The following is a 21,841-nucleotide window of genomic DNA, read 5'->3' as shown; positions in this document are numbered from 1 at the left end:
CCTCGAACGTCTTCAAAGGTCGCCTGGCACGCCGTAGCTTGGCGCTGCAGTCGGATCGATTGCCCGCATTACATAGTCTTCGAGCTGCGGCTTGTAGAGTGACCAAAGTGCGGCCAGTTCGCCGATGGGATCATGTTCAGCCCAGTCGACGCGAAGGTCGGCGATCGGCCAGGAAACATCGCGCACCAGGTAAAGACCCGCCGAATGCACCGGCCCGGCCTCTCCGCCGGCGGCCATTCCAGCACCCATGGCAGCGATGAGGCGGTCGCCGAGATGGCCTTTCGACGCTTCAAAGGCCGCAACGAGGCTGGCCGGAACATCGGCATTGGCCAGCAGATTTCCCGCAGCGGCACAATCCTTGCCCCTGGCAGTCGCATGGGTGCCAAGCGTGTGTTCGCCGGAATGAACGGCACTCATTCCCTGCATGTCGAGCAACACGACCTGCCGCCACGGAGCGGTCGGATAGTTGGCCAAAAGCTTGCCAAGCGCCTTATCGGCACTCAGACCACCGGCCATCAAATCGAGGCCTTTCGGGCCGAGCGATGGATCTGTGATGTTCTGGGTGGCCACGACACCGGCACCGGCACGCGCATGGGAACAACGCGCAGCAACAGCCGGAGAAGACGAGGATATGGCAATCCCCATCATCCCGGTCTCGGGGCAGCGCGCGGATATCGAGAAGGTCAAGTTAAGGCTCCTGTCGCAGACTTAGTCCGGAATAACGGCTGTCACGTCGATCTCGACCAGCCATTCTGGACGGGCGAGCGCGGAGACCACGATACCGGTCGACACAGGAAACACGCCCTTCAGCCATTTGCCAACAACGCGATAAACCTGTTCGCGATACCGCGGGTCGACGATGTAGATCACGATCTTCGTAATATGCGCGAGCTCGGAGCCCGCCTCTTCGAGCAGCATCTTGATATTCGCCATTGCCTGCTCGGCCTGAGCCGTCACATCGCCAATACCGACATTTTCCGCAGTATCGAGATTCTGACCGATCTGGCCGCGCACGAAGACCATCGTGCCCCGCGCGACCACGACCTGGCACAGATCATTGTCCAGTTGCTGATCCGGATAGGTATCCTTGGTATTGAACTGGCGGATGCGCTTGTGCGCCATAGGGCTCTCCGTGCGTTTGATCTTGTTTGCCGAGTGAATGAACAACATCAGTCGATGTCGTTCAGGCGTCTTCGGTGGTTCGTTGCGGGCTGGGTTCATAGGCCAGATAGCTGCGTTGTTTGGAGATATGATCCGCCAGATATTTGGCATCATACCAGACACCCCAGATAAAGGAGGAGCCGCGACGGGTCTGCCACGGCAAACCGAGGAAATAGACACCCGGCTCTACAGACACGCCACGGTTATGCTTCGGTCGGCCGTTCTCATCGAAAGCATCGATCTGCAGCCAGCTGAAATCAAGAGCAAACCCGGTGGCCCAAATGATCGTGGTGATGCCGGCCTTGGCCATGTCAAGTTCGAGAACCGGATCGCTGACGCAGGCCGGAACGGGCTCGACTTTACGCGCCTCAGGTTCCTCCGGCAGATCAAGTCCGTTGCGCTCTACATAGGCATCGGCTTCGTCGAGTAGCGACAGGTAATTGGCATCACCGCGCTCAAGATTGCCGGCGAGATCGGTTGCGAAGGTGAGTATTCCATCCTTGTAAGCTTCGGTTCGCCCCAGAAGCGTAATGCCGCCAGCCGCCAACCGACGAAAATCGATGGTCTCGCCGCCATTCGCACCACTGACTGCAATTGTCGTGTGCTCTGAACCAGGCATTGCCTCCGCATCCCACTTGTTGAGAACACCGAGCCACCAGACAAAATCCCGGCCCCGATAGCTCCTCGGTGGACGATCGTGCGGACCGACAGAGAGATAGACCTGCCGCCCGGACGCGCGCAATTCATCAGCGATCTGTACACCTGACGATCCGGCTCCGACGACCAGAACCGCACCATCCGCCAACTGCTTCGGATTGCGATAGGAAGAGGAATGTATCTGCTTAAACCCGGCCTCATCCGGAATGATCGACGGCATGAGGGGGCGTTGAAAAGGGCCGGTTGCCGCAACGACGTAATTTGCTTCGATCGTCCCGGTGGCGGTTTCCACTCTGAAACCGGGACCGTCGGCTTTGCGCTGAACCCGTTTAACCTCTACGCCGCAGCGCACGGGAGCACGGATCTTTTCGGCATAGGCCACGAAATAGTTGGCGATATCTTCCTTGGGCACAAAGCTGTCGGGGCCGAAGCCTTCAAACTCCAGATCCGGAAAACGGTCATGCCATGCCGGACCGTTGGCGACCAGAGAATCCCACCGTTCCGACCGCCAGCGCTCGGCGATGCGTTGCCGCTCCAGCACGAGGTGAGGAATACCGACCTTTACAAGATGAGCACTCATTGCCAGCCCGGCCTGACCCGCGCCAACAATGACAACCTCGACTTTCTCAACCGACATTTCGGGTTCCTCTTCTGACGTTTCGACATTGGGGAAATGCCGTAAGACCGAGCTGAGCCGGCATGGATGATGGGGCGGCAACACCGCCAACAGCACCTTGACTGCATCGCCAACGACGTCCGATCCCGTGGCCGGAAACGAAAGTCTTCTTTGGCGATCTGCTCTTGACCGATTGTTGGCAGCATCAGCGGCTTTAGGAAATTATTTCTTTCAGAAATTTTGCCTCAGCTTTTCCGATTCAAAACAGCTATGACGAGAGGCTGTCGCCGACATGCCCCAGCATGGAGCGGCAGGCTTCAATCTGACTTGTCTCGACAAATTCATCTGCCTTATGTCCCTGCTCCATGCTCCCCGGACCGCAGACAAATGCGGGAACGGAAAGGGCAGACGAAAACAGCCCTCCCTCTGTGCCGAAGGCGACCTTGATGCAGTGATTGCTGCCGGCGAGATTGAGCACGCGAGACATTGTTTGGTCCGTCGAAGAGGTCGCCAGACCTGGATATTCATTCAACACGTGAATGGATATCCCGGCAGTCGCAAAGCGCGTCCGCGCGGTATTGGAAAGTCGGTCGGCCTTTTCAAACAGCCGATCCAGAAACAGCTTTGGATCATCCGATGCGATGTTGCGAATTTCGAAGTCGAGATCGCAGCGTTCCGGCACGATATTGAGCGCAGTACCACCCTGTATTACTCCGGCATGAACGGTGGTGTAGGGAATATCGTAATCATTGTCTCGTGCGCCCTGCCCCGAAAGCTCCGCCTGCAGGCTTCGAAGTTCCCCGAGAAAATCAGCCGCCAGGTGAATGGCATTGAACCCCGTGGGTGCGAGTGCCGAATGGGCGGCAACCCCGCAACAGGATGCACGCGCAGCAAGCTTGCCCTTGTGGCCTGAGGCCACCTGCATCGAGGTCGGCTCGCCAATCAACACCCAGTCGGGCTCCAATCCAACCTTGGCCAGATCGGCAAGCATGGGACGCACACCGATGCAGCCAATCTCCTCATCATAGGACAGCGCGAGATGGAGCGGTCTCTGAAGTGGCTTGGACTTTACCTGAAGCATGGCTTCGATGGCGCAGGCGACAAAGCCCTTCATGTCGGTGGTGCCGCGTCCGTAGAGCCTGCCGTCTCGCTCGATCATGCAAAACGGATCGCTCGACCAGGCTTGACCATCCACCGGCACGACATCCGTATGCCCCGACAGGACGACACCGCCCGGCCCTTCCGGACCAACAGTTGCAAACAGCGATGCCCGATCGCCGGATGCCGCCGGATAGAGCCGGGCCTTGATGCCGGCGCTGGCCAGCAAACCTTGCACATATCGGATCAGCTCAATATTGCCGTCGCGGCTGACCGAAGGGAATGCGACAAGACGGTCGAGGATCGAATAGGCGTCTGTCATGGTTTCAAAAGTCTCTCTTCAATGCGGCAGGCCGCGCGATCATAGCCGCAGCCCTCAGTCGAGAGGCAAGAGCTCGGTGATCTCCCGTTTGAACGGCAAGGCCCCGTCTTCAAGCGGCACGCCATCCAGTTCTTCGGCGTATCGACGGCCGGCATACGTCGCATGGGCAATGGTCGCCGGAGCCAGGGCATCCCCGATCGCGACCACGCTCTCGATACCGCGATCGACCCACTCACTCTCCCTCGCCTTGAGATCGAGGAAAAGTTGCTCATTCGGCAGTCTGGCCGTCACCAGAATGACAGCATCAGCGCCCATCCGTTCCTGTCGTCCCGTGAATGTGCACGAAAGCACAACTTCGCCCGCATTGATCTCGTCAAGCGCTGTAAAGCTTCTGACAGTCACGCCCTTTTCCAGAAGACGTTTCTGAATGAAATGCTGCTCCATCGTGTTGCGGGTCCATGTGGATGCCTCCGACGCGGGCGTGATATAGGTCGTCTGGTAGCCTTTTTCGGCCATCAGTTCAGCCATCACGCCACCCATATAATAGTGGTCGTCATCCCATACGATCACCCGCTGACCTGTTGGCATACGGCCCGTCATCACGTCGCTCGGACAGAGCACATCAGCATCTGGCGAAATGCCAATCGGCAATGTGTGATGATGCCCGACACCGTCCCGCCGCCAGGTCGCCCCGGTTGCAATGGCAATGCGGGGAATGCCGAAATCCAGCACATCATCTGCAGTCAGTCGACTGTCGAAATAGGTCTCGACATTGGGTAACTGATTGAGCTGCAGCTTGCGATAATCGGCGACACGAACCCAGGCTGAAAGACCCGGCAGTCTGGCTTCCTGAAGAACCCGGCCACCCAGTTCCTTGCTCGCCTCGGCAAGTGTGACCGCATAGCCGCGCTTGCCCAATGTCTGTGCCGCCTCCAGTCCCGCAGGACCGCCACCGATAATCAGCACCGGTTTTTGACTTTGAGCCTTGCGCACCTTTTCGGGATGCCAACCCTTGCGCCATTCCTCGGCCATGGTCGGATTTTGTGTGCAGCGGATGGGCGATTGGGTGAAGTCACCCGAAACGCAGATGTTGCAGCCTATGCATTCGCGGATGTCGTCGAAGCGACCTTCTTCGATTTTCTTCGGCAAGAACGGATCCGCGATTGATGGCCGCGCCGCGCCGATCATGTCGAGAATGCCCTTGTTGACCAAGCTCACCATGCGATCGACGGAGGTATACCTGCCAACGCCAACAACCGGTTTGTTGGTCAGCCGCTTCACACCCATGATGAAGGGTTCCTGCGCGCCCTCCTCGGCAAAGCGGGAGGTGCGGCTATCGTTTTCCCACCCCGCCAAAGTCACATCCCAGAGATCCGGAAGATCAGCCATGATGCCGATCATGTCCTCGACCTCTTCCTTGTAGAGGCCACCCTCTCCCAGCAATTCATCGGTCGAGATACGGATAGGAACGGCGCAGGTGTCGCCAACGGCAGCCTTGGTTTCCTCCGTAATCTCCCGCAACAGCCTAACGCGGTTTTCGATCGAGCCACCGTATTCGTCGGTACGGGTATTGTAGCGACGCGACAGGAAATGATGCAGAAAGCCGAGCGCGTGTGCGGCATAGACATAGATCAGGTCGAAGCCGCAACGCTTGGCTCGCTTCACCGCCTCCAAGTGCCATTTGCGCACATTGCGGATATCTTGCAGATCCATCCGCCGTGCCTGCACCGGATCATAGGAAAAGGTTGCGACAGGCAAATGCGCCGGCCCCATCGGCACTTCCCGGGAATAGAGGTTTGGCCCGTTCATGCCATTATAGGCAAGCTCGATCCCGGCCAGGGCGCCACCCTCGTGGATTTTATCGACCATTCGCGTAAGGGCCGGAATATCCCGGTCGTCCCATAAGCGTAGCTCGATGAAGGGGGTAATCTCGGACGTGTGATGAAACTCGACCTGCTCGGTGCAGACCACCGCCCAGCCACCTTCCGCCTTGACGCCGCGCATATGGGCAAGAGCCGTGGGATCGCGATAGCCCATGCCATTACAATGCGGCACCTGATAGAAGCGGTTGCGCGCCGTGACAGGACCGATTTTCACCGGCTCGAACAATACGTCGTAACGGCTAGGCCGTGGCCTGGGCTCGCCCCACGAGATCAAATCCGACATCAAGGCCTCCTCTATCGCACTCGCGATTAGTAAGAGAAACGCCTGCTTAGGATAAAGCAATCTTTTCCGCTCCCCTGCTTCGCTATTATCAATGCAAGGGAACTTGCTTGGCCGACGAACCGAGTATTTGGAGGTCGATGAAAGCTGGACGGTTAAGCAGCAGGCATTCCTGCACCGGGCATTTTCAGTATCGCCGAGAACCGCGGATCGAACGCACGGCCGATCGGTTCCGCCGCAGCGCCAATTGCCACAGACCACGGGTCGCACATACCCAATTGCAGCCGAGGCAACGTCCTGGTTTTGCGCACCGCCAGCGATGGCAGGAGCGGCAGGATGGCCTCGATCAACCGGCGCATGAAAATCTCTGGCGCGCCACCACAAAGAATTACAGTCTGCGGGTCGAAAACAGACTCCAGAAGCTGCACATTCCAGCGCAATTCATCTGCGGCTCGACGCATCCATTTTGCCATGGCTGGTGCGAATTCGACCGTCGCACGCTCGATATGCGCATAAAGGTCCGGATCTCCGGGATCGAGATCAAGCGCCCGACAAAGAGAGGCAAGCGACGCATGATGTTCGAGCGGCAAGCCTGCCTCGTTCTCATCACCCGATGGTCTTGTCAGCATCATCCCGATTTCACCGGCATTGCCGTTGGCACCACTATAGAGCTCGCCATGCAGAATAAGACCGGCCCCCAAACCATAACCAAGCAGGATGCAAATGGCGTGATCGATGTCATGAGCAGCACCGACCATTCTCTCAGCTGTTGCAGTCGCCGCCGCATCATTTTGCAAACCCACATCAAGGCCCGTTCCCGCAGCCAGCGTTTCCAGCAATGGAAATGCCTGCCATGCCGCCATCATCCAGGGATCATCCACATCTGATTCCAGACCGAAGGGGCCGGGCATGGCAACACCGAGGCCTACAAGTCTGCGGTGGGATTGTGGATGTATCGACAGCAGATCCCCGCGTGCTTTCTCGATGAGGTCGAGAACGACAGCGACACCTTTTGCCGGGCCGTCTGGCGGAAGGTTGGCTTCCACACGCACCAGAACGGTGCCAACAAGATCGACCGCAATTGCGCGTACTACATGCCGGTCAATCTGCACGCCAATGGCAAACGCACCTTCTGGAACAAGGACATAAGGCGTCGAAGGTTGGCCGCGCCCCTTGCGGACGACTGCCTGGGAACTCACCAGACCGTCGTGCTCAAGCTCTTCGATAATGTTGGAAATGGTCTGCTTCGTCAGTTGCGTTGCACGCGCCAGTTCCGCACGAGACAAGGCGCCATTGCGCCGAAGCGCATCCATGATGACCCTTCGGTTATGGGCGCTTGCGCCTTCCTGGTTGGTGCCACTTTGGGCGCGAATCGGACGAACGTCATTCATTTCAAACTGCCCTATTGACATCTTTCAATTATCGAACAAACATTAAGTCAAATCAATTGACTTAATTAAAGGGCCACAAGAGTCCTGGGGAACAACACGGCGGAATCTTCAAAGAGCCACCGTGTGAATGCTCCGATCAACAAGAGGCGCCCGCGGCTAGACGCTGCAGGCTAGGTGAAAATCGGCTCCGCTTTCGGGCGGCACCGTTGAACGGCGCAAAGCCAATTACTGGAGGCAAGAATGCTAAAGACAACGCGCAACATCCTTCTCGGCGCAACGATCATCGGATCGTCGCTCGCCACGCATGCCTACGCAGAAACCACGCTCAACGCTCTGTTTATGGCTCAGGCAGCCTATAGCGAAGCAGACGTTCGGGCGATGACGGACCAGTTCCAGAAGGAAAATCCGGATGTGAAGGTCAATCTGGAATTCGTTCCCTATGAAGGCCTGCACGACAAGACGGTTCTGGCCCAGGGATCCGGCGGGGGTTACGACGTCGTTCTGTTTGATGTGATCTGGCCGGCCGAATATGCCGCCAACAATGTTCTGCTCGATGTATCCGACCGCATTACCCCGGAAATGAACGACGGCGTTCTTCCAGGTGCATGGACGACGGTCGATTATGACGGCAAGAAATACGGCATGCCGTGGATCCTCGACACCAAATACCTGTTCTACAACAAGGAAATTCTCGAAAAGGCAGGCATTGCCACGCCTCCCAAAACCTGGGCAGAACTTTCCGAACAGGCCAAGCTGATCAAGGACAAGGGCCTTGTCGACGCTCCGATCGTATGGAGCTGGGCGCAGGCCGAAGCTGCGATCTGCGATTACACCACGCTGGTGAGCGCCTACGGCGGCGACTTCCTGAAAGATGGCAAGCCCGACTTCCAGACAGGCGGCGGCCTTGATGCTTTGAAATACATGGTCAACAGCTATAATTCCGGACTGACCAACACCAATTCCAAGGAATTCCTGGAAGAAGACGTCCGCCGCGTCTTCCAGAATGGCGAAGCAGCCTTCGCGCTGAACTGGACCTACATGTACGGCCTCGCCAATGATCCGAAGGAAAGCAAGGTTGCCGGCAAAGTCGGTATCGTTCCCGCACCGGGCGTCGAAGGCAAAAGCACCGTCTCGGCCGTCAACGGCTCAATGGGTCTCGGCATCACCAGCACAAGCAAGCATCCCGACGAGGCCTGGAAATACATCGTTTCCATGACCTCGCAGGAAACGCAGAACGCTTACGCCAAACTCAGCCTGCCAATCTGGGCCTCGTCCTATGACGACCCGGCAGTCACCGAAGGTCAGGAAGAGCTGATCTCGGCGGCAAAGGTTGGTCTCGCAGCCATGTATCCGCGCCCGACAACGCCGAAGTATCAGGAGCTCTCCGTTGCCCTCCAGCAGGCGATCCAGGAATCGCTGCTTGGACAGGAAACACCAGAAGATGCCCTGAACACAGCGGCCGAAAACAGCGGCCTCTGATCCTCCCGAACAAGGCGGGTGGTTCCAGACCCGGGACCGCCCGCCTTGCCATGCCGCAGAGATTGCGGCCACTCTATCCATCCCGTTCTTATATCGATCAGGTACACCCACATGTCCGGCACATGGTTAAAAACACGAGCGTGGCTGCTGATGTTGCCGTTGCTGGCCGTGATGGTCGCCGTCATCGGTTGGCCCATGGCCGATACGATCCGGCTCTCCTTCACCGACACCAAGCTGGTCGGAACTCAAGGCAACTTCGTTGGTCTTGCCAACTACGCCAAACTGCTCGGAAGTTCGAGTTTTCAGAAAACTCTGACAACCACCACAATGTTTGCGGTCATATCGGTGGCCGCGGAAATGGTTCTCGGTGTATTGGCCGCTTTGTTGCTGAACCAGCAATTTCGTGGCCGCACGGTTTTGCGCGCCATGATGATCCTGCCCTGGGCCTTGCCGACCGTGGTCAACGCCTCGCTGTGGCGACTGATCTACAATCCTGAATATGGTGCGCTGAACGCCGCACTGACCCAGATTGGCCTGATGGATGCCTATCGTTCCTGGCTGGGCGAGCCGGCAACGGCTTTGACGGCGTTAATCATCGCCGATTGCTGGAAGAACTTCCCGCTTGTTGCGCTGATCGCCTTGGCCGCCCTTCAGGCCGTGCCACGCGATATCACCTCGGCATCCATGGTGGATGGTGCCGGTGCATTTTCCCGCTTCCGCTTCGTCATTCTGCCTTATCTCGTCGGCCCCTTGATGGTCGCACTCGTGCTGCGAACCATTGAGGCCTTCAAGGTGTTCGACATCATCTGGGTCATGACCCGCGGCGGTCCTGCCAACAGCACACGGACACTCTCTATCCTCGTCTATCAGGAAGCATTTTCTTTCCAGCGCGCCGGCTCAGGAGCCTCTCTTGCCCTGATTGTCACGCTGCTGGTGACCGTACTGGCAGTCGTTTACGCGGTGTTGATCCGTAAAAGCTCGGAGATGACCTGAGATGGAACGCAGGAGCCCGTTTTTCACCGTCTTTATCTATGGCTGCGCCATTCTCCTGGCTGCGCTCATTCTGGCGCCGATACTCTGGCTCTTTATCATGAGCATCTCGCCGGCGGCCAACCTCACATCCAAGCCGCTCATCTGGTGGCCGGATACGATCGACCTGTCACGTTATCAATTGCTGTTGTCGAGAGTAGAAAACAGTGCGGGTGAAGCCTTCGTCGCATCGCTGTTCAACAGTATCAAGGTCGCATCGATGGCAACTCTGGCAGCACTCGCCATGGCAATTCCCGCCGCATGGGCCGTCTCGCGTACCCCATCGATCACCTGGTCGCTCTATGCGGTGATAGCAACTTACATGCTACCGCCCGTGGCCCTTGCCGTTCCGCTCTATATGGGACTGGCAGCGCTTGGCATGCTCAACTCGATCTCCGGCCTGACACTGGTCTATCTGACCATTCTGGCCCCCTTCACCACCTGGCTGATGAAATCAGGCTTCGATTCCATTCCGCGTGAAATCGAGAATGCCGCCATGATGGAAGGCGCGCGGCTGGATCAGATACTCAGAATGATCACTCTGCCACTCGCAGCCCCGATCATGGCGACAGCGGCGCTCTTCGCCTTCCTGCTCGCTTGGGATGAATTTTTCTACGCATTGCTGTTCACCTCCGATCAGCGTGCCAAGACCCTGACAGTCGCCATTGCGGACCTCGCAGGCGGCAGGGTCTCCGATTATGGCTTGATCGCAGCCGCAGGTGTGCTGGCAGCACTCCCACCGATGGTGATTGGTCTCGTGATGCAGCGTGCCCTGATATCCGGGCTGACAAATGGTGGCGTCAAAGGATGACAATGACTTCTACAACAACGCGTCCGTCCGGGCTGATTGCGATTGAAGCCGAGATGGCCCGCCAGCATGCGGACGCCCTCGCCTCATTTGAGAGAGCAACGCCCCTCGCGCACGATATTGCCACCTCGCTTAAGCGCACAGGCAGGCTGCTTCTTCTGGGAATGGGTGGGTCCCACGCCGTCAGTCGCGCAGTCGAACCTCTTTATCGCAACCTCGGTATCGATGCGCTTGCCCTGCCGCTGTCCGAACAGCTTGGTCAGCCACTAACGGTGTCAGACCGTACGGTGTTGATGACCTCTCAATCCGGCGAAAGTGCCGAAGTCTTGCGCTGGTTCGGTGAGGCAAGCGCTCAGACGGATGTTTTTGGTCTGACGCTGGAAGGCGGCTCTTCGCTTGCGCGCCTCGCCCCCAGCCTGATCGGTGCCGGTGGCACTGAACATGCCTTTGCCGCAACCCGCAGCCTGACGGTTACATTTGCCTTGCATCTCGCGGTGCTGTCCGCTTTGGGAATGGATGCCGCGCCAGCACTGGCGGTCCTCAAGCAACCCCAGGACCCCAACATTGAAATTGCGCTACAGGCAATGGCAAAGGTCGCAACAATCGTCACATCTGGCCGCCGCCTTCAGGGCGTCGCTGAAGCAATTGCACTTGGTCTAACAGAACTCTCGCGCCTGCCTTGCTTCTCACTCGAAGGCGGTCAATTACGCCATGGTCCGATGGAGATGCTCGGCGAAAACGTCGGCGTGGTCCTCTTCCGCGCCAACGACGAAACATCCGCACTTGTCGCCGGGATGGCGACATCAGCACAGGAGGCGGGATCTCCAGTTGTCGTGTTCGATGCCTCGGGCGAAAAGCCAGTCCCGAATGTCGTGACCATCTCCTTGGCAGCAGCAAGCGGCATGGCGGCAATATTCGCAATTCTGCCGGTCGCCCAGCGATTCATGGTCAGCTTTGCCGCAGGCAGGGTCGCCGACGTGGGAACGCCGATCCGCTCCACCAAGATCACGCGGAGCGAATAACCGGAATGCGTCCTCTTGCAGTCATCGGCAACGTCAATATCGACCTCATTCTCGGCCCTGCCGCTCCTTGGCCTGCAGCCGGGACGGAGATTATCGTCGATCATGACGAATTGCGTGTGGGCGGCTCGGCTGGCAACACCGCACTGGCATGGACTGGTCTTGGCATCGATTACCAGATTGCCGCCAATGTCGGCGATGACCAGTTCGGTCTGTGGTTGCGCGATGCTTTTGCCGAGCGCAGCAGAGCTTGGCCAACGGAAAAGGTGGGAACCACTTTAAGTGTCGGGATCACCCATCCGAATGACGAGCGAACCTTCTTCACCACGCGCGGTCACCTGCCATTGTTCAGTTTCTCCCAGGTCAAAGCGATGCTGGACATCGAAAGTCTGAAGGGCGGTTGTGCACTTCTATGCGGCTCATTCCTGACCGACCAACTGCGCAACGAATATGACGCCTTCTTCGACTGGGCGGATGCGCATGGCATTGACGTTGCACTCGATACCGGCTGGCCCCTGGACGGCTGGACCGAAAGCAATCGACGGGCAGCAACCAGTTGGCTTGAGCGATGCCATTGCGCTTTGCTGAATGAAGTGGAAGCCACCGAACTTGCCGATTGCCCGGATCCCATTGAAGCGGCTCAAAAGTTGAAAGCCCATATGTGCACCGATGGCATTCTGGTGGTTAAACGCGGCCCGGACGATGCGATCGCCATCACAGGAGACGGAAGGATCTATTCTGCTCCCACACCCAAGGTCACAGTCGTCGATACCATCGGCGCCGGCGATGTCTTCAACGCTGCATTCCTTGCCGCACTTTGCGCCGGCCAACCGCTGGACGCGTGCCTCAGTGCTGGATCGCGCGTTGCTTCCCATGCAATATCGACCGCGCCGAGGCGCTATACCGGGCTTGAGGCCCTTTACGAACGTGAGGCCATCTGATGAGCGCTCTTGACATCCAATCCATTCGCAAGAGCTACGGAAGCGTAGACACACTCAAGGCCATCGATATTTCGCTGGATGATGGCGAGTTTCTCGTCCTTCTGGGCGCATCAGGATGCGGCAAATCCACTTTGCTCAACATCATAGCCGGATTGGCGGAACCCACCGGCGGCGATATCCTGATTGGTGGGCGATCGGTACTGGGCGTTCATCCGAAAAACCGGGACATCGCCATGGTGTTCCAGTCCTACGCGCTCTATCCCAACATGTCGGTCGCCAGAAACATCGGCTTCGGGCTCGAAATGCGCAAAGTGTCGAAAGAGGCACGTGAGAAAGCGGTGCTGGACGCGGCCCGTCTCCTGCAGATCGAGAATCTGCTGGATCGGAGGCCGTCGGAACTATCGGGTGGCCAGCGCCAGCGGGTCGCCATCGGTCGCGCGGTGGTACGCGACCCGCAAATCTTCTTGTTCGACGAACCGCTTTCCAACCTTGACGCCAAATTGCGCACAGAAATGCGTGTGGAACTGAAGCGCTTGCATCAGAAACTTCAGACAACCGTTGTCTACGTGACGCATGACCAGATCGAAGCGATGACCCTGGCGACCCGAATTGCCGTCATGCGCGACGGCAAGATTGAGCAACTCGGCACGCCGCAAGACATCTACAATCGCCCCGCAACGCTCTACGTCGCAGGTTTTGTCGGTTCGCCGCCAATGAATATTCTTGACGCCAAAGTCGAAGGGGACAGGTTCACTTTTCCCGGTTGCGATGAAACGATTGCCATCCCCTCACGCCTGCAAGCAACCGTCAAAAAGGGACAGACCGTCAAGATCGGCATTCGGCCGGAAAGTTTCAGGGTGGCAGGTCAGCAAGAAGTTGTTGGGTCATTGAAGGTCCGCGTCGAGCTGGTCGAATTGACCGGCCCCGAGCTCGTAACCTCCGCGCTCGCAGGAAACCAGACCATCACCGCATGTCTGCCGCCGAACGCTGAGATTGAAACGGGATCTGAATACAGGCTGGCATTCGACGAAACGGCTGTCCACGTGTTCGACCCCGTAAGCGAATTGGCGCTTTAACGCCTTCGACGCACTACTTGCTGCTGAAGCGGTGCGTCGAAGCTGGAAACGGCATGGCGGACGCAGATGTTTGCTAACCAAGCCCTCGGTGCTGGGTCAATGCGTTCAAACCGCGCGATCCGTTACTGCCATTCCCATGCGCGCTTTAATCCAGATCAGAAGATCATCCAGAAATGTGAACACGACCGGGATCACCAGCAGGCTGAGGAAGGTTGAGGTGATCAAGCCACCGATAACCACTATACCCATCGGCTGACGGAAGCTCGGGTCACCTTCGACGAGACTGAGGGCAGCCGGTGTCATGCCGCCAGCCATGGCGATGGTGGTCATGATGATCGGGCGCGCACGCTTGTGGCATGCATCGACCAGGGCATCATAGCGAGACATCCCATCTCTGCGTGCTTCGATCGCATATTCCACGAGCAGGATAGAGTTTTTGGAAACGATCCCCATCAACAGGAGGAGACCGATTACGGCAGGCATCGAGAAGCTTGTCCCCGTCAGGACGAGCGGCAATAAGGCACCGCCGAGCGCGAGAGGCAAAGCCATCAGGATCGTGACAGGTTGAAGGAAATCATGGAACAGGATGACAAGAACCGCGTAAATACAGAAGATGCCAATCGCCATTGCTGTGGCGAAACTGCTGAACAGCTCGGATTGCCGCTTCAATTCGCCCTGCTCGACAAATTTCACGCCCTGCGGCAGGTTCTTGTAAGCTGGTAAGGCTTCTGCCTCCGTCGTGACTTCCGACAGGCTGCGACCATTCAGCTCAACAGTCAACGACACATTGCGTGATCGATCAAGCCGGTCGATTTGACTTGGGCTGGCCCCCATTGAAATGTCGGCGATTGAACCGAGCGACACATTGCCATCGGCCCCTTCAACCGGAATAAGCGAAATGGCATCAAGGGATTGCCGGCTGGAGGTGTCAAGCATGACCCGAATATCGACCTGGCGCTCAGGCAAATTGAGCTGAGACAGCGCCGCATCGTAGGCCCCTGCCGTGGCAACGCGCACCGCCTCGGCAATAGCCTTCGATGTCACGCCCAAGGACGCGGCCTCTGCCAAGTCCGGGGTAATGACGATCTCTGGCGACTGAACCGCCGCCGACGATGTCACATTGCCAATGCCCTTCAACGTCCGCAAATCTGCCTCGAGACTGGCGGCTGCCTTTTCAAGAAGGCTGGAATCATCGCCGGACAAAGTGAGCGTGAGCTCCGTGCCATTGCCGCCCGTGCCTGTTTCAACACGCGCTCCGGGCAAGACTTCAAGCGCCTTGCGTAAATCACCTTCGATCTCAGATTGTTTGACATCGCGTTCATCGATCGGTGTCAGATTGACAACAATTGTGGCGCTGTTGGTGCTCGACGTCGATGAGCCACCGTTAGGACCGGCGCCCGTCGTGGCCGAACCCGTCGCCTGAAAGACAGAGGTAACGTGATCCACTTTTGCAATGATCTCGGACGCTTTCTTGGCAACGGTGTCCGTTGTTGCAATCGTTGATCCGGGCGGCGTGGTGAGGGACACTTGCGTTTGTCCGTCGTCAGATGCCGGGAAAAACCCTGTCGACATTTGGCTCAGAAGCACCAATGTAAAGCCGAGGAACGCAGCCGTACCCAGCACCGGTATCCAGCGACGCCGAAGCGCGCCCTTAACCAGCCAGAGATAGGTCCGCATGATACGGCCGTCCTCGTCTTTCTTCGCCTTGTTTGGTTTCAGAAGATAAGCAGCCATCATCGGTGTGACTAGCCGTGCGACCAGCAGCGAGGCCAGAACAGCCACGGACGCCGTGATGCCGAACTGCTTGAAGATGATGCCAACGACACCGCCCATGAAGGCTGTTGGCAGGAACACGGCAACCAGGGTGAATGTCGTGGCAATCACCGCTAAGCCGATTTCGTCTGCCGCTTCCATTGCCGCGTCGAAAGGGGCTTTCCCCATTTCGAGATGGCGTTCGATATTTTCAATTTCCACAATCGCATCGTCGACGAGGATGCCGACCACCAAAGACAGCGCCAACAGAGTAACTGTGTTCAACGTGTAGCCAAAATAGTACATGGCCAGGAATGTCGGTATGATTGACAGCGGAAGGGCAACGGCTGCCAGAAGCGTTGCGCGCCAATTGCGCAGAAACAGCCAGACCACCAGAATCGCGATGATTGCACCCTCGTAGATCATACTCATGGAGGATTCATAATTCTGCTCGGTCGGAACGATCGTGTTGTAGGCTTCCTCTATCTTCACACTGGGATTATCCGCAGCAAATGTCTTCATTGCCGCGCGGACGTCTTCCGTGACTGCGATATCGGAATACCCTTTGGAACGCTTGATTTGGGCCGCAATCACGGGCTTGCCATTGAGATAGGCAAGGGAGCTGAGGTCGCTATGAGTGTCTGTCACAGTGCCCAGTTCGTCCAGCCGAACCCAACTTCCCTTGGGTAAGGGGATCGGCATGCCGGCAAGCTGCTCGGCGCTGTCTGCGGCCGCCAGAGTGCGAACCGACTGGCTTTCGCCACCAATACGCCCTTTACCGCCTGACAGGTCTGATTGCACGGCCTCCAACTGACTGTTGACATCGTTTGCAGTCAGTCCCAAACCATCGAGCAGGTTGGGATTGAGCTCGACCCTGATCTCACGGTCAACGCCACCCAGACGACCGACCTGTCCAACGCCTTCGACCGACATCAGTGCTTTTGACATATCGTTATCGATGAACCACGACAGTTCGGCGTCATCCAGCTTGTCCGAACTCACCACAAACGTAATCAATGGCGAGCCGTTCAAGGATTCCTTTTTGACAGTCGGCGCATCCATATCCTGTGGAAGATCACCTTCCGCTTCGTCGACAGCACTCTTCACTTCGTCCAGCGCGGTTTGCGTATCTTTGCCCACTTCGAACGCGACAGAGATGCTGACTGAGCCGTCGGTAATGGTCGTCGTGACGGAATCCAGCTGATCGAGGCCTGTCAGCTCATCTTCGATCTTACGGGCCACCTCCGTTTCCAGCTGCGACGCCGCCGCACCATCCAGCGATGCACTGATCGTGATGGTAGGCAGATCCATATCAGGGAAATTTTGAACATCGAGACGATTAAACGCCCACAGCCCACAGCCTGTCATCAAGGCAAAAAGCAGAATGGGCGGGACGGGATTCTTGATAGACCAGGAAGAGAAATTCATTTCGCCTCTTCCTTCTCCGCCGATGCGCCGAGTGCTTCCACACGGACGGTTGAACCATCCGCCAGAAATGCACCGCCTGACATCACGACCTGATCGCTATTCTCTACACCGGACATAATTTCCACCCGGTCATCCTGCCGCCGACCAATCTCTACCCGCTTGCGCATCACAGACGTCTGGTCGTTCGGGTTCAAAACAAAAACATAAGAAAAGCCATCCTTGAGGGTCACAGCCGCGGCGGGCACTGTCAGCGCATCCGTCTGGTCAAGTTCAAAATAGCCACTGACCAGCATACCGGTTTTCGGCTGAGGCATATCAACTTCAGGATGCAGGCTCACATAGACTATCACGCGACCATTGTCAGTCGACGCCGTCGGCGCGACCAATCTCACCTCGCCGTGCACATCGCCAATAGGCGTCGGGATGAGTGCTCTGGTCCCCTCCTTGACATCAAACAGCCGCTTGATCGGCAGCTCGGCCTTCCATTCAATCCGGTTTTGGCGGATCAATTTGAAAAGCTCTTCACCGGCAGTAACAACGTCGCCAAGCGAGGCCGTACGCGAGGAAATAACCCCGTCGTCAACGGCGTAAACCTTGGTTTGGTTGAGGGTTAGTTGTGCCGCTTCAAGCGCCGCCTTCTCCGAAAACAGTGTCGCTTTGGCCTTGCGCTCAGTAATCAGATATTCGGTCGTTTGCTGTTTTGACAACGCACCCGAATCCGTTAGCCCACGGGCACGATCGGCATCCGCGGTGGCCTGATCGAGATCGGCTTCAGCCTTCTCGACGGCTGCCTGTTGCTGTTCCAATGCAGCCTGAGCGCTCTCAGCCGCAAACTTGACCAGCAGATCACCTTTTTTGACGGTACTGCCGACCTCTGCATTGACTTCAATGATTTTCATGCCGCTCACTTCAGCGGCAAGTGTTGCCTCATGCCAGGCGGCAAGACGACCGCTCGCCGGGATCCTTACCGGCCATACCAACACCTCAGGCTTTGCGACATTCACGGTCAAAGCCGCGGCTTTCGCCATCGTCTCCTGCGTCTCTTGGCTCCATGCAGGAATGCTTTGCGCAAAATAGGGCGACAAGGCGAGGGCCATTGCGACGGGAATGAGGACAAGTTTTCGCATCATTTTATTCCGTTAGAGGCTTTTGAGATCCGGCCGAGGCAGACCATCCACCTCCCAGAGACTTGTAAAGGGCGATCCAGTAACGAACCGCGTCGCGTCTGATTTCGATGAGTGTAATCGCGGCGGACTGAGCCGACCGACGTGCTTCCTCGCGATCAAGGATGCTCGCACCGCCGGACTTCCAGTTTTGATCAACAGAGTTAAAATAACTTTGATAATTTTCAGCTGCCGTTTTGGCATCTGAAATCCGCCGTAACGCCGTATTGACACGGACAAGAGCCATCTCGACTTCCGCAATGGCGGATAAGACGCCGGACTTGTAATTCGCGACAGCCACATCGTAGTCAGCCACAGCACTTCTGACAGCCGCCCTTTTGGCCCCACCATCAAACAGGGGAATCGACAGAGCTGGGCCGAACGACCATGGCGCAGATCGTCCCGTCAAGGTCGCTTCACTGATCGAGATTGAGCCGCTCAGACTGAGGCTCGGATACAAATCGGCTTTTGCTGCACCGACGTCAGCAATTGTGGCAGCCACTTCAGCCTCCAGCGCATTGACATCCGGTCTCTGGCGCAAGACCGCTGCAGGAACCGAAGTTATACGCAAAGCAGTCGGTTGGGGTATCCGGCTACGACCCTGCGCCAGCAGTTTTCTGACGACAGGTTCGTCTCCCCCTGTTAACTGGGCCAGCGATTTGACGATGATCTCGCAATCGCCCTGCTGGGAAGTAAGATTTGATGACGAGGTCGCTGCGCTCGCACGGGCAAGAGCCAGATCCGCCGTCGACGTCAGACCAGATTGTGTCGATTTTTCTGTGACACGGATCGTTTCTCTTTGTGAGGCAAGCGCGTCGCGATAGAGCCGTGCAAGCTGACGGCAGGCGCGATACTGAACATAATAATCACCCACTTCACCGGCAATCGTAATCCGGGCGTCATGCCACGACCAGACCTTGCCCTCAGCTCGCGACGAAGCAGCCAGCGTCTGCATTTTGATCTTGCCGAACAGGTCGAGTTCCCATTCGGAATCGAGCGCACCATTTTTGGTAGTCTGAGCCGCAGTCTCGTTGGCATCATCACCATGATTGCCGGCGCGCTTAGCCGATGTCGAGCCGTCGAGCGAAGGGAAAAGCCCGGACCGGGTTGAAGCCAGCGTGGCGCGGGCCTGATCGATATTGGCGATAGCTTCCTGTACAGTCGGATTTTGACGTTCTGCCAAATCCAGCAATGCGTCCAGCGATGTATCTTGGAAGCTCGCCCACCATGCCAGAAGGTCGGTCGAACGCCCACCATGCGGCAAAGTTGCGTGCCAATGGGCGGCAATCGCGGAAGTCGACGGCTTCAACTGGCCAAGGCTCGTGCAACTGGCAAGAAAGGTCGCCGCGGCGATCAGCGGAAGGAGCCTGATAGAGATGGAGCGCATGATTTTCTGCTGCCTGGAACTGTTGGCCGCACTATAGAGATCCCCATGTTAATGTCGGTCAAGAACGTGTTAAGTTGTGTAAAAGCGCTGTATTCGTCGCCCGCAAGCCGTAAAGCTGCGCGCAACGACCCGACGGATGCATGATATGACCAAGGTGCTTTTAATCGATGACGACGTCGAACTCACCAATTTGCTGTCAGAATACCTGACGGAAGAAGGGTTTACCGTCGAAGCCACAACCGATGGCAGGGTGGGTGTTGCGGAAACAATGTCCTCTTCCACCGACCTGATCGTCCTGGATATCATGATGCCACGGATGAATGGCATTGAAGTGCTGCGAAGGATCCGGCAGGTCGGGGATATACCCATACTCATGTTGACGGCCCGCGGAGACGATATCGATCGCATATCCGGCCTCAATCTGGGTGCGGACGACTATGTGTCCAAACCCTGCTCGCCAGGCGAGTTGGCGGCGCGCATCCGCGCGATACTACGCCGTTCTGGACGAACAGGACGGGACGGCACCGTAGAAGAGATCAAGACCGGCGCGCTATCCCTTTATCCTTCCAGGCGTGAGGCTGAGTGGCGAAGCACACCGCTCGAACTGACGGGAACCGAGTTCAGTCTTCTGGAGGTACTTGCCCGATCTGCCGGCCAGCTCGTCTCCAAGGAGGAGATTTCGCTTCGCGCATTCGGCAAGCCTTTGACCGCATTCGACCGGCGAATTGATGTTCATATCAGCAGTATTCGCCAAAAACTTGGCGCACGCGCAGACGGTCAGCCCTGGATACAGGCCGTCCGGGGGCGCGGATATCAGCTGCTGGAAGGCTAGTATGCATCGGCTGTTCTGGAAGTTCTTCATTGTCGTATGGCTGGCCATGGCTGGGTCGATAGCGCTGCTCTTTGCGATCAGCTTATTGTTTCAGTCGCCCTTTGAAGAAGAGGTCGCCCAACGGGAGCAGGCCCTGGCTCTGGACACGGCGGTGCAGCTCCTTCAAGCGAATGGCGCAAGTGCCGCAACGGAAATGATCGCCGCCATGCGACGAACCGGCCGCGACATTGCCATCCGCATCACCCTCCTTGGCCCGGCGATCGATTGTGCACTGTCAGATGCCAATGAACGTGCCAGGAGCACCGTGTCCGATGGGAATTGCTACCGCATGCAAATTGACGGCTCGGTCCGGAGCATGATTTCCAGGACCTGGCCGAGAACGGTTCCCTGGTTGGCAGCGCTCATCGCCGCCGCAGCGGCCGCTTACTGGCTTGCCCGGTATTACATCACACCCGTGGAGCAGCTTCGCTATGGCCTGAGGTCGCTGGCAAAGGGCCAACTCGATGTGCGCATTGCCCATACGATTGGCAGCAAGCGCGATGAGATAACCTCTCTTGCGCATGACCTCGATATCACCGCGACACGGCTTCAGGAGCTTCATATCCGCCAGCAACAGCTATTCCACGACATTTCCCATGAACTTCGCTCACCATTGTCGAGGCTGCAGGCAGCGATTGGCATCCTGCAGCAAAACCCCGCGCGGGTCACAGCAATGATCGAGCGGATGGAGCGCGAAGTCGAACGTCTCGACAAATTGGTCGGCGAAATATTGACACTGGCAAGGCTGTCTGAGCGGGGCACCCCACGCTTTGAGCGGCAGACGCTGGATGTCATCGATCTGGTGCGGGAGATCGTCGAAGATGCCGGCTTTGAGGGGCATGCGCGTCACACGAAGGTCGATTACCTGGGCGTCGATAGCTTTGTGGCCAGCGTCAACGGCGATCTCATTTATCGTGCACTCGAAAACGTCATCCGCAACGCCATCACACACACGGCAGAAGGGACAACTGTCCTGGTCACCTCAAAGGTCGAAGGGCATACACTTCTGCTAACGATTGAAGACGATGGAAACGGAGTGCCAGAGCCGGAACTCGAGGCGATCTTTCAACCCTTCTCTCAACGTTCAACCGCTTCCACCGGCGCGGGATACGGCCTCGGCTTGGCGATTACGCGCCGGGCGGCCGAATGGCATGGCGGAGTGGCAACAGCCAAGAACAGGACATCGGGCGGTCTGCGTGTCGAAATCACAATTCCCGCCCAGATCGGCAACACAAGTCTCTCCTGAAAACTGGAGAGCAACTGCGTCTTCCGCGTTTGCAGACGGATTGATCGCCCGGGCGTTTTGAGCGCCGGGATTTATTTTCATATCTTGTATTTGATATGATGATTGAATTTGTGTTTTGGATTTTGGTTGCGGGGGCAGGATTTGAACCTGCGGCCTTCAGGTTATGAGCCTGACGAGCTACCGGGCTGCTCCACCCCGCGGAATAATGTTTGGACAGCAAGATGGCCGCTTTTT

Annotated in this window: 17 protein-coding genes and 1 tRNA gene; 8 read left to right on the top strand and 10 right to left on the bottom strand. The window is 57.4% G+C overall.

The genetic code is table 11. The features are described from left to right. Window positions 1-12: 12 nt before the first annotated feature. The 6 genes from ACQQ2Q_RS13040 to ACQQ2Q_RS13015 all read right to left on the bottom strand — a co-directional run bounded on the left by ACQQ2Q_RS13040 (window position 13) and on the right by ACQQ2Q_RS13015 (window position 7,408). On the bottom strand, window positions 13-687 hold the full coding sequence (locus tag ACQQ2Q_RS13040) for a DUF1028 domain-containing protein (protein ID WP_428187533.1): 675 nt from the start codon (window positions 685-687) through the stop codon (window positions 13-15). Window positions 688-708: 21 nt separating this feature from the next. Next, window positions 709-1,122, bottom strand: coding sequence for a RidA family protein (locus tag ACQQ2Q_RS13035; protein WP_428187532.1), 414 nt, complete (start codon window positions 1,120-1,122; stop codon window positions 709-711). A gap of 61 nt (window positions 1,123-1,183) precedes the next feature. Continuing rightward, window positions 1,184-2,455, bottom strand: a complete 1,272-nt coding sequence (locus tag ACQQ2Q_RS13030; RefSeq protein ID WP_428187531.1) for a flavin-containing monooxygenase — start codon at window positions 2,453-2,455, stop codon at window positions 1,184-1,186. 247 nt (window positions 2,456-2,702) lie between these two features. After that, the gene (argE, locus tag ACQQ2Q_RS13025; protein ID WP_428187530.1) at window positions 2,703-3,854 is read right to left on the bottom strand and encodes an acetylornithine deacetylase; all 1,152 of its coding nucleotides are present in this window, start codon (window positions 3,852-3,854) and stop codon (window positions 2,703-2,705) included. A 54-nt stretch (window positions 3,855-3,908) separates the two neighbouring features. Then, a complete protein-coding gene (locus ACQQ2Q_RS13020; RefSeq protein ID WP_428187529.1) occupies window positions 3,909-6,020 on the bottom strand; it encodes an FAD-dependent oxidoreductase in 2,112 nt (703 codons plus the stop codon). Window positions 6,021-6,172: 152 nt separating this feature from the next. Beyond that, window positions 6,173-7,408, bottom strand: a complete 1,236-nt coding sequence (locus ACQQ2Q_RS13015) for an ROK family transcriptional regulator (RefSeq protein ID WP_428187528.1) — start codon at window positions 7,406-7,408, stop codon at window positions 6,173-6,175. Window positions 7,409-7,648: 240 nt separating this feature from the next. Here ACQQ2Q_RS13015 and ACQQ2Q_RS13010 point away from each other — a divergent pair, with 240 nt between their 5' ends. The 6 genes from ACQQ2Q_RS13010 (at window position 7,649) to ACQQ2Q_RS12985 (ending at window position 13,760) form a co-directional block, all read left to right on the top strand. After that, a complete protein-coding gene (locus ACQQ2Q_RS13010; protein WP_428187527.1) occupies window positions 7,649-8,887 on the top strand; it encodes an extracellular solute-binding protein in 1,239 nt (412 codons plus the stop codon). A gap of 111 nt (window positions 8,888-8,998) precedes the next feature. Further along, window positions 8,999-9,880 (top strand): carbohydrate ABC transporter permease, encoded by an 882-nt coding sequence (locus ACQQ2Q_RS13005; RefSeq protein ID WP_428187526.1) that lies wholly within the window; start codon window positions 8,999-9,001, stop codon window positions 9,878-9,880. A 1-nt stretch (window position 9,881) separates the two neighbouring features. Further along, on the top strand, window positions 9,882-10,727 hold the full coding sequence (locus tag ACQQ2Q_RS13000) for a carbohydrate ABC transporter permease (RefSeq protein WP_428187525.1): 846 nt from the start codon (window positions 9,882-9,884) through the stop codon (window positions 10,725-10,727). Next, window positions 10,724-11,746, top strand: a complete 1,023-nt coding sequence (locus tag ACQQ2Q_RS12995; RefSeq protein WP_428187524.1) for an SIS domain-containing protein — start codon at window positions 10,724-10,726, stop codon at window positions 11,744-11,746. Before ACQQ2Q_RS13000 ends, ACQQ2Q_RS12995 begins: the two co-directional genes overlap by 4 nt. Before the next feature lie 5 nt (window positions 11,747-11,751). Continuing rightward, a complete protein-coding gene (locus tag ACQQ2Q_RS12990; RefSeq protein WP_428187523.1) occupies window positions 11,752-12,684 on the top strand; it encodes a carbohydrate kinase family protein in 933 nt (310 codons plus the stop codon). After that, complete coding sequence (locus tag ACQQ2Q_RS12985) at window positions 12,684-13,760, top strand: ABC transporter ATP-binding protein (protein ID WP_428187522.1); 1,077 nt, start codon at window positions 12,684-12,686, stop codon at window positions 13,758-13,760. The genes ACQQ2Q_RS12990 and ACQQ2Q_RS12985 overlap by 1 nt, the downstream gene beginning before the upstream one ends. A gap of 105 nt (window positions 13,761-13,865) precedes the next feature. Here ACQQ2Q_RS12985 and ACQQ2Q_RS12980 read toward each other — a convergent pair whose 3' ends face one another. The 3 genes from ACQQ2Q_RS12980 to ACQQ2Q_RS12970 are packed head-to-tail and all read right to left on the bottom strand — an operon-like array spanning window position 13,866 to window position 19,490. Beyond that, window positions 13,866-16,940: an efflux RND transporter permease subunit gene (locus ACQQ2Q_RS12980; RefSeq protein ID WP_428187521.1), complete on the bottom strand. Its 3,075-nt coding sequence runs from the start codon at window positions 16,938-16,940 to the stop codon at window positions 13,866-13,868. Beyond that, window positions 16,937-18,067, bottom strand: a complete 1,131-nt coding sequence (locus tag ACQQ2Q_RS12975) for an efflux RND transporter periplasmic adaptor subunit (RefSeq protein ID WP_428187520.1) — start codon at window positions 18,065-18,067, stop codon at window positions 16,937-16,939. The genes ACQQ2Q_RS12980 and ACQQ2Q_RS12975 overlap by 4 nt, the downstream gene beginning before the upstream one ends. Before the next feature lie 4 nt (window positions 18,068-18,071). Further along, window positions 18,072-19,490 carry an efflux transporter outer membrane subunit gene (locus ACQQ2Q_RS12970; RefSeq protein ID WP_428187519.1) on the bottom strand — a complete coding sequence of 473 codons (1,419 nt, stop codon included), beginning with the start codon at window positions 19,488-19,490 and terminating at the stop codon, window positions 18,072-18,074. A 145-nt stretch (window positions 19,491-19,635) separates the two neighbouring features. Here ACQQ2Q_RS12970 and ACQQ2Q_RS12965 point away from each other — a divergent pair, with 145 nt between their 5' ends. Continuing rightward, a complete protein-coding gene (locus ACQQ2Q_RS12965) occupies window positions 19,636-20,322 on the top strand; it encodes a response regulator (RefSeq protein WP_428187518.1) in 687 nt (228 codons plus the stop codon). Window position 20,323: 1 nt separating this feature from the next. After that, window positions 20,324-21,607, top strand: a complete 1,284-nt coding sequence (locus ACQQ2Q_RS12960; protein WP_428187517.1) for a HAMP domain-containing sensor histidine kinase — start codon at window positions 20,324-20,326, stop codon at window positions 21,605-21,607. Window positions 21,608-21,730: 123 nt separating this feature from the next. On the opposite strand, the gene ACQQ2Q_RS12955 is transcribed toward ACQQ2Q_RS12960, so the two are convergent. Then, a tRNA-Met gene (locus ACQQ2Q_RS12955) sits at window positions 21,731-21,807 on the bottom strand. Window positions 21,808-21,841 lie beyond the last annotated feature (34 nt).

It is taken from the genome of Agrobacterium sp. ES01, assembly GCF_050320885.1.
In the GTDB taxonomy this organism is placed as follows: domain Bacteria; phylum Pseudomonadota; class Alphaproteobacteria; order Rhizobiales; family Rhizobiaceae; genus Allorhizobium.
Note: the sequence above shows the minus strand (reverse complement) of the source record. Positions and strands in the feature narration are given on the sequence as shown.

Bases quoted from the DNA above. Each gene is read 5' to 3' on its own strand.
- ACQQ2Q_RS12975 (WP_428187520.1), bottom strand. From the start codon at position 18,067: ATGCGAAAACTTGTCCTCATTCCCGTCGCAATGGCCCTCGCCTTGTCG.
- argE (WP_428187530.1), bottom strand. From the start codon at position 3,854: ATGACAGACGCCTATTCGATCCTCGACCGTCTTGTCGCATTCCCTTCG.
- ACQQ2Q_RS12970 (WP_428187519.1), bottom strand. From the start codon at position 19,490: ATGCGCTCCATCTCTATCAGGCTCCTTCCGCTGATCGCCGCGGCGACC.
- ACQQ2Q_RS13010 (WP_428187527.1), top strand. From the start codon at position 7,649: ATGCTAAAGACAACGCGCAACATCCTTCTCGGCGCAACGATCATCGGA.
- ACQQ2Q_RS13030 (WP_428187531.1), bottom strand. From the start codon at position 2,455: ATGTCGGTTGAGAAAGTCGAGGTTGTCATTGTTGGCGCGGGTCAGGCC.
- ACQQ2Q_RS12980 (WP_428187521.1), bottom strand. From the start codon at position 16,940: ATGAATTTCTCTTCCTGGTCTATCAAGAATCCCGTCCCGCCCATTCTG.
- ACQQ2Q_RS12985 (WP_428187522.1), top strand. From the start codon at position 12,684: ATGAGCGCTCTTGACATCCAATCCATTCGCAAGAGCTACGGAAGCGTA.
- ACQQ2Q_RS13015 (WP_428187528.1), bottom strand. From the start codon at position 7,408: ATGAATGACGTTCGTCCGATTCGCGCCCAAAGTGGCACCAACCAGGAA.
- ACQQ2Q_RS13020 (WP_428187529.1), bottom strand. From the start codon at position 6,020: ATGTCGGATTTGATCTCGTGGGGCGAGCCCAGGCCACGGCCTAGCCGT.
- ACQQ2Q_RS13035 (WP_428187532.1), bottom strand. From the start codon at position 1,122: ATGGCGCACAAGCGCATCCGCCAGTTCAATACCAAGGATACCTATCCG.
- ACQQ2Q_RS12960 (WP_428187517.1), top strand. From the start codon at position 20,324: ATGCATCGGCTGTTCTGGAAGTTCTTCATTGTCGTATGGCTGGCCATG.
- ACQQ2Q_RS13005 (WP_428187526.1), top strand. From the start codon at position 8,999: ATGTCCGGCACATGGTTAAAAACACGAGCGTGGCTGCTGATGTTGCCG.
- ACQQ2Q_RS12990 (WP_428187523.1), top strand. From the start codon at position 11,752: ATGCGTCCTCTTGCAGTCATCGGCAACGTCAATATCGACCTCATTCTC.
- ACQQ2Q_RS12965 (WP_428187518.1), top strand. From the start codon at position 19,636: ATGACCAAGGTGCTTTTAATCGATGACGACGTCGAACTCACCAATTTG.
- ACQQ2Q_RS13000 (WP_428187525.1), top strand. From the start codon at position 9,882: ATGGAACGCAGGAGCCCGTTTTTCACCGTCTTTATCTATGGCTGCGCC.
- ACQQ2Q_RS12995 (WP_428187524.1), top strand. From the start codon at position 10,724: ATGACAATGACTTCTACAACAACGCGTCCGTCCGGGCTGATTGCGATT.